General features: G+C 72.9%; 5 protein-coding genes. 4 read left to right on the top strand and 1 reads right to left on the bottom strand.

What is annotated here, in order from left to right; translation table 11 throughout:
• The first annotated feature begins 127 nt into the window (after positions 1 to 127).
• A complete protein-coding gene (gene leuS, locus VIB11_RS17290; RefSeq protein ID WP_332057307.1) occupies positions 128 to 3,025 on the top strand; it encodes a leucine--tRNA ligase in 2,898 nt (965 codons plus the stop codon).
• Between the two features lie 55 nt (positions 3,026 to 3,080).
• On the opposite strand, the gene VIB11_RS17285 is transcribed toward leuS, so the two are convergent.
• On the bottom strand, positions 3,081 to 4,064 hold the full coding sequence (locus tag VIB11_RS17285) for an AraC family transcriptional regulator (protein WP_332057306.1): 984 nt from the start codon (positions 4,062 to 4,064) through the stop codon (positions 3,081 to 3,083).
• A gap of 81 nt (positions 4,065 to 4,145) precedes the next feature.
• Between VIB11_RS17285 and VIB11_RS17280 the strand changes: the two genes are divergently transcribed.
• From VIB11_RS17280 to VIB11_RS17270, 3 genes are read left to right on the top strand one after another with little or no spacing between them, the layout of a single operon-like run.
• The gene (locus VIB11_RS17280) at positions 4,146 to 5,003 is read left to right on the top strand and encodes an NmrA family transcriptional regulator (RefSeq protein ID WP_332057305.1); all 858 of its coding nucleotides are present in this window, start codon (positions 4,146 to 4,148) and stop codon (positions 5,001 to 5,003) included.
• A complete protein-coding gene (locus VIB11_RS17275; protein ID WP_332057304.1) occupies positions 5,000 to 5,482 on the top strand; it encodes a DUF1772 domain-containing protein in 483 nt (160 codons plus the stop codon). The genes VIB11_RS17280 and VIB11_RS17275 overlap by 4 nt, the downstream gene beginning before the upstream one ends.
• 9 nt (positions 5,483 to 5,491) lie before the next feature.
• Complete coding sequence (locus VIB11_RS17270) at positions 5,492 to 6,361, top strand: DegV family protein (protein WP_332057303.1); 870 nt, start codon at positions 5,492 to 5,494, stop codon at positions 6,359 to 6,361.
• The last annotated feature ends 131 nt before the right edge of the window (positions 6,362 to 6,492 follow it).

Raw genomic sequence — 6,492 nt, 5'->3', positions numbered from 1 at the left:
TGACGGACCGGACGACGGACGTCACCGCGGCTAACCCCTCCTGCGCGAGGGGCTTTTTTGTGAACTGGCCAGGGTGAGCCGACCCAGCGCAGGCAAGCAGCACCGCAACCACGACACGAGGGATGAGATGAACGAGACGCCGCACCGCTACACCGCCGAGCTGGCCGGCCAGATCGAGGTCGCCTGGCAGGACCGGTGGCAGGAGGAGGGGACCTTCCACGCCCCGAACCCGGCCGGGCCATGGGCCGAGCCCGAGAAGGTCGCGGGCCGCGAGAAGCTCCTCGTCCTCGACATGTTCCCCTACCCGAGCGGCGCCGGCCTGCACGTCGGCCACCCCCTGGGGTACATCGCCACCGACGTCTACGCGCGGTTCAACCGGATGGCGGGCAAGAACGTCCTGCACTGCCTGGGCTACGACGCCTTCGGCCTGCCCGCCGAGCAGTTCGCCGTGCAGACCGGCCAGCACCCCCGCAAGACGACCGAGGAGAACATGGTCGTCATGAAGCGCCAGCTGCGGCGCCTCGGCCTCGGCCACGACGACCGGCGCACGATCGCCACCATCGACCCCGACTACTACCGCTGGACCCAGTGGATCTTCCTGCAGATCTACAGCTCCTGGTACGACCCCGACGCGGCGCGCGAGGACGGTGGCCTCGGGAGGGCCCGGCCCATCGCCGAGCTGGTCGAGCAGTTCGCCAGCGGCGCGCGCCCGACACCCGACGGCCGTGACTGGGCTGCCCTGAGCCCCGGTGAGCAGCACGACATCCTGGACGGCCACCGTCTCGCCTACACCTCCGAGGCGCCGGTCAACTGGTGCCCCGGGCTGGGCACGGTGCTCTCGAACGAGGAGGTCACCAACGAGGGCCGCTCCGAGCGCGGGAACTACCCCGTCTTCAAGCGGAGCCTGCGCCAGTGGATGATGCGGATCACCGCGTACGCCGACCGCTTGTCCGACGACCTCGACCGGGTGGACTGGCCGGAGAAGGTCAAGCTCATGCAGCGCAACTGGATCGGCCGCAGCCAGGGCGCCCGGGTGTCCTTCCCGGTGGTCGGTCAGGACGCCGCCATCGAGGTCTTCACGACGCGCCCCGACACCATCTTCGGTGCCACCTTCATGGTCCTCGCGCCCGAGCACCCACTGCTGGACACCCTTGTCGCCCAGGGAGACTGGCCTGCGGGGACCAAGGAGTCGTGGACGAGCGGTGCGGCGACCCCGAAGGCGGCCGTCGCGGCATACCAGCTCGAGGCCTCGCGCAAGAGTGAGGTCGAGCGCCAGACCGAGGGCAAGGACAAGAGCGGCGTCTTCACGGGCGCGTTCGCGACGAATCCCGCCACGGGGCAGCAGATCCCGGTCTTCGTCGCCGACTACGTCCTCATGGGCTACGGCACCGGGGCGATCATGGCGGTGCCCGCGCAGGACCACCGCGACTGGGAGTACGCCACCCGCTTCGAGCTGCCCATCATCCGTACGGTCCAGCCCCCGGCCGACCACCCCGAGGACGAGGCGTTCGTGGGCGAGGGGCCGGCGGTCAACTCCGCCAACGACGAGATCTCCCTCGACGGGATGGGCGTCGCCGACGCCAAGGCGGCCATCATCGAATGGCTGCAGGCCAAGGGCCTGGGCGAGGGAACCGTCAACTACAAGCTGCGCGACTGGCTGTTCTCACGCCAGCGCTACTGGGGCGAGCCGTTCCCCATCGTCTTCGACGAGCAGGGCAACAGCCACGCGGTGCCCGAGTCGATGCTGCCCGTCACCCTGCCGGACGTCCCCGACTACTCGCCCAAGACCTTCGATCCCGACGACGCCACGTCGAGCCCGGAGCCGCCGCTGTCGCGGGTGCCCGAGTGGGTCGAGGTCGAGCTCGACCTCGGCGACGGCCGAGGCGTGCAGAAGTACCGCCGCGAGACCAACACCATGCCGAACTGGGCCGGCTCGTGCTGGTACTACCTGCGCTACCTCGACCCCGCGAACGCCGAGGCGCTGGTCGACCCCGAGAACGAGGCGTACTGGATGGGCCCGCGCGACACCCCCGTCGACGGTGCCCCTGCCGGGGCCCGGGACCCGGGCGGCGTCGACCTCTACGTCGGCGGCGTCGAGCACGCCGTGCTGCACCTGCTCTACGCGCGGTTCTGGCACAAGGTGCTCTTCGACCTCGGCCACCTCTCCAGCGAGGAGCCGTTCCGGAAGTACTTCAGCCAGGGCTACATCCAGGCCTACGCCTTCACCGACGAGCGCGGCCAGTACGTCCCCGCCGCCGAGGTCCAGGAGACCGCCGGCGAGTACGGCGGCGAGCCGATGTTCACGTGGAAGGGCCAGGTGGTCAACCGCGAGTACGGCAAGATCGGCAAGTCGCTGAAGAACGTCGTGAGCCCGGACGAGATGTACGACGCCTACGGCGCCGACACCTTCCGGGTCTACGAGATGGGCATGGGGCCGCTGGAGCTGTCGCGCCCCTGGGAGACGCGCGCGGTCGTGGGCTCCCAGCGCTTCCTGCAGCGGCTGTGGCGCAACGTCGTCGACGAGGAGACCGGCGACGTCCGGGTCGTCGACGAGCCGCTCGACAGCGAGACCGCCCGCGTCCTGCACCGGACCATCGACGCCGTCGGGCGCGACTTCGCGGGGCTGTCCTTCAACACCGCGATCGCCCGGCTGATCGAGCTGAACAACGCGCTCACGAAGCTGCAGGCCGTGCCGCGCGCCGCCGCGGAGGCGATCGTCCTCATGGTGGCTCCGCTCGCACCGCACATCGCCGAGGAGCTCTGGCAGCGGCTGGGCCACACCGAGACGATCACCTACGAGCCGTTCCCCACGGCGGACCCTGCCCTGCTCGTCGAGGAGACCGTCACCTGCGTCGTGCAGATCAAGGGCAAGGTCCGCGACCGCCTCGAGGTCGCCGCGGACATCACCGAGGAGGCGCTGCGCGAACAGGTCATGGCGCTGCCCAAGGTGGTCGCCGCGACGGAGAACGGCGTGCGGACGGTGATCGTGCGGGCACCCAAGCTCGTCAACGTCGTCCCCGCCTGAGGGTCCCCCACACCCCTCGCGCGGCCGGCCGCCCGAGGGCCATGGCGTCCCGGCGTCAGCGCTCCGGCGTCGACGAGGTCGGTGTGGCCGCGCGGCGCCGGTCCGCGGTGTGGGCGCGGCGGAATGCCTGGGGGCTCAGGCCGAAGCGGCGCTTGAAGGCGATGCTCAGCGAGAACGGGCTGGCGTAGCCCACGCCACGTGCGATGGCGGCCACGGTCGCGTCGCCACCGCGCAGCTCGTCGGCGGCCAGCGCGAGCCGCCAGTCGGTGAGGTAGGCCATCGGGGTCTCTCCGACGACCTCGGTGAACCGCCGCGCGAACGCGGCCCGGGACAGCCCGGCCTCGGAGGCGAGTGACGCGACGCTCCACGGGTGCTCAGGCCGGTGGTGGACGGCGCGCAGGGCCGGCCCGAGCGTGGGGTCGTGCGTGGCGGTCCACCAGCGCGGGGCCGAGCGTTCCGGGTGGGCGAACCAGGCCCGCAGCGCCTCGATGAGGAGCAGGTCGAGCAGGCGGTCGAGCACCACGGCCTGCCCGGTGTCCTCACGGCCGAGCTCGGCCTCCATCACCGACACCAGCGGCGAGCGCCACTCGGCTGCGCCCACGACGGCAAGGCGGGGCAGGGCGTCGAGGAGCCGGGGCGTGAGCTGGCTGGCCAGGTCGTAGGAGCCGGTGAGCAGGGCCGTCTCGCCGTCGGGGGCGTTGCCCCACGTCCGGACGCCGAGGGCCATGGTGAGGGCGAGCGGGGCGCCGAGCAGGTCGTGGCACTGCTGCTCGGTGTCGATGAGGACCTGCGGCGGTCGGTCGGGGTCGTCGGCGACCGTGTAGTGGTCGGGGCCCTTCACGAGGGCCACGTCACCGGGCGTGAGGCACGTGGGCGGGGTGTCGTCGTGGCGGACCCATGCGTGGCCGCGGGTCACGACGAGCACGGAGAGCGGCGCCTCGTCGCCGATGCGCAGCGACCACGGCGGCGAGAGCACGCAGCGCAGGACGAAGGCGTCCCGGGCCCGCGGCCCGTCGAGCACCGCGGTGATCGCGTCCACCCCACGACTGTAGACGCCTGCGTATGCGAAGGGCACTCTCGGCGATGGAGCGTCTTGGCCGCCAGCGCTGTCATGGTGCCCATGAACACCAACCAGATCCCAGCCCCCGGACCCGTCGCCGTCACCGGTGCACATGGCAAGACCGGCCGCCGGGTCGCCGCCCGCCTGGTCGCCGACGGCGTCGCGGTGCGACCCCTCGGCCGCACGACCGCCACGCGCTTCGACTGGGGCGACCCGACCTCGTGGCCGGCGGCGCTGGACGGCGCCCGCGCGGCCTACCTCGCCTACCAGCCGGACCTCGCCTTCCCCGGCGGGCTCGAGGCGGTCACCGCGGTGGCCGCGGTGGCCGCCGGGGCTGGCGTCGAGCGCGCCGTGCTGCTCTCCGGGCGAGGGGAGCCCGCGGCGCGCGAGTGCGAGCTCGCGTTCCTGGCCGCCCTGCCGCAGGGAACGGTCGTGCGCTGCGCGTGGTTCGACCAGAACTTCACCGAGGGCGCCTTCGCCGAGGCCGTGGCGGCCGGGGTGCTCGCCCTGCCGTGCGACCGGTCGGCGGCCGAGCCCTTCGTGGACGCCGAGGACATTGCCGACGTCGCAGTGGCGGCGCTCAGCTCGGGCGCCCACGCGGGGATGGTCCACGAGCTGACCGGCCCCGAGGCACTCACCTTCGACGAGGTCGCCGCGACGCTGTCCGAGGCCAGCGGGCGGCGCGTCGACTTCACGCCCGTGAGCGCGGCGCGGTTCGCCGAGCTCGCCGTCGATGCCGGTATGCCGCCGGGGGACGCCGGCGCCCTGGCGCACCTCTTCGGAGAGCTGTTCGATGGGCGGAACACCAGCACCACCAACGGGATTCGCGAGGTGCTCGGGCGCGAGCCACGCTCCTTCGGGGAGTTCGCCCGACGGGTGACAGGCGACGGCGCCCGGACCGGACGGACCGTGGCATGACCGGTCTCATGACGATCACGACCGCTGGGACCGCGGTCGCGTCGGGTGTCCTCGGCGGCGCGCTGTTCGCGTTCTCCTCCTTCGTGATGCCTGCCCTGCGGCGCCTGCCCCGGCGCGAGGGGCTGCTGGCGATGCAGGCCATCAACGAGGCGGCACCGCGAAGCCTGCTCATGGTGCCGCTGCTCGGGTCGGCCCTCGGGTCCGCCGTGGTGGGCGTGCACGCGGTGATCTCCGGACCGGGGGAGGGGCGCAGCCTGCGGGTCGCCGGCGCCCTGCTCGGCCTCACGGGGTTCGCGGTGACGGCCGCCGCCAACATCCCGCGCAACAACGCGCTCGCGGCGCTGGACCCCTCCGCCCCGGGGGCCGCGGCCCGGTGGGGCGCGTACGTGACCGAGTGGACACGCTGGAACCACGCCCGCGCGCTCGCCGCCGTGTCCTCCTCGGTGGCGTTGGCCGCCTCGCTGCGCGGCGGTGGCTAGCCTGCTCCCGTGAGCGTCGCCATTGTCACCGACACCACGGCATACCTGCCGTCATCCGTGGTCGCCGAACGCGGCATCCGGGTGGTGCCCCTGCACGTCGTCATCGCGGGCCAGGAGTTCTCCGAGGGCGTCGACGTCACGACCGAGGAGGTGGCCGCCGCGCTGCGCGCCTACCGGCCGGTGAGCACCTCGCGACCCTCCCCGCAGGCCTTCCTCGACGCCTACGAGGCAGCCTCGGCCGACGGGGCGAGCGCGGTCGTGTCCATCCACATCTCCGGCGACATGTCGAGCACCGTGCAGTCGGCGCAGCTCGCCGCGCAGGAGTCGCCGATCCCGGTCAGCGTGGTGGACTCCCGGTCGCTCGGCATGGCCATGGGGTATGCCGTGCTGAGCGCGGCTGACGCCGCGGCTGCCGGTGAGAGTGCGGAAACCGTTGCGGCACAGGCGCTGGCACGCGCCGAGGCGTCGACCGTGGTGTTCTACGTGGACACCCTGGAGCATCTGCGCCGGGGCGGCCGGATCGGTGCTGCGTCGGCCTTCCTCGGCTCGGCGCTCGCGATCAAGCCCATCCTGTCGCTGAAGGACGGCCACATCAGGGCCCTCGAGAAGGTGCGGACCTCCGCCCGGGCCCTCAGCCGGCTGGAGGAGCTCGCGCTCGCGGCGGCGCGCACGGAGCGGCCGGGCTGGGACGGCGTCGACATCGCGGTGCACCACCTCGACTCGGCCGCCCGCGCCGAGGACCTCGCAGCCCGGCTGCGCGAGAAGGCCGAGCGTGCCCACGAGGTCCAGCTGCGCGAGCTCGGCGCCGTCGTCGGCGCCCATGTCGGGCCGGGGACGATCGCCGTGGCGGTCTCGCCGCGACCGGGGCCGTCGGCATGACGCGCGACGACGCAGCCCTCATCGTGGCCGGGACCGTGGACTGGCGGGCCGGCGAGGCACTCGGGCAGCTGGCCCTGCTGGCCGGGCTCGTGGTCGCGGCCTTCCTGCTCGGCTCGGTCAACCCGGCGTCC

It is taken from the genome of Pedococcus sp., assembly GCF_036554925.1.
Taxonomy (GTDB): Bacteria; Actinomycetota; Actinomycetes; order Actinomycetales; family Dermatophilaceae; genus Pedococcus_A.
The sequence above is the reverse complement of the archived record's forward strand: the minus strand, read 5'-3'. Positions and strand labels throughout refer to the sequence as shown.

Coding starts and splice junctions, on each gene's coding strand:
- leuS (WP_332057307.1), top strand. CDS start 128: ATGAACGAGACGCCGCACCGCTACACCGCCGAGCTGGCCGGCCAGATC.
- VIB11_RS17280 (WP_332057305.1), top strand. CDS start 4,146: ATGAACACCAACCAGATCCCAGCCCCCGGACCCGTCGCCGTCACCGGT.
- VIB11_RS17275 (WP_332057304.1), top strand. CDS start 5,000: ATGACCGGTCTCATGACGATCACGACCGCTGGGACCGCGGTCGCGTCG.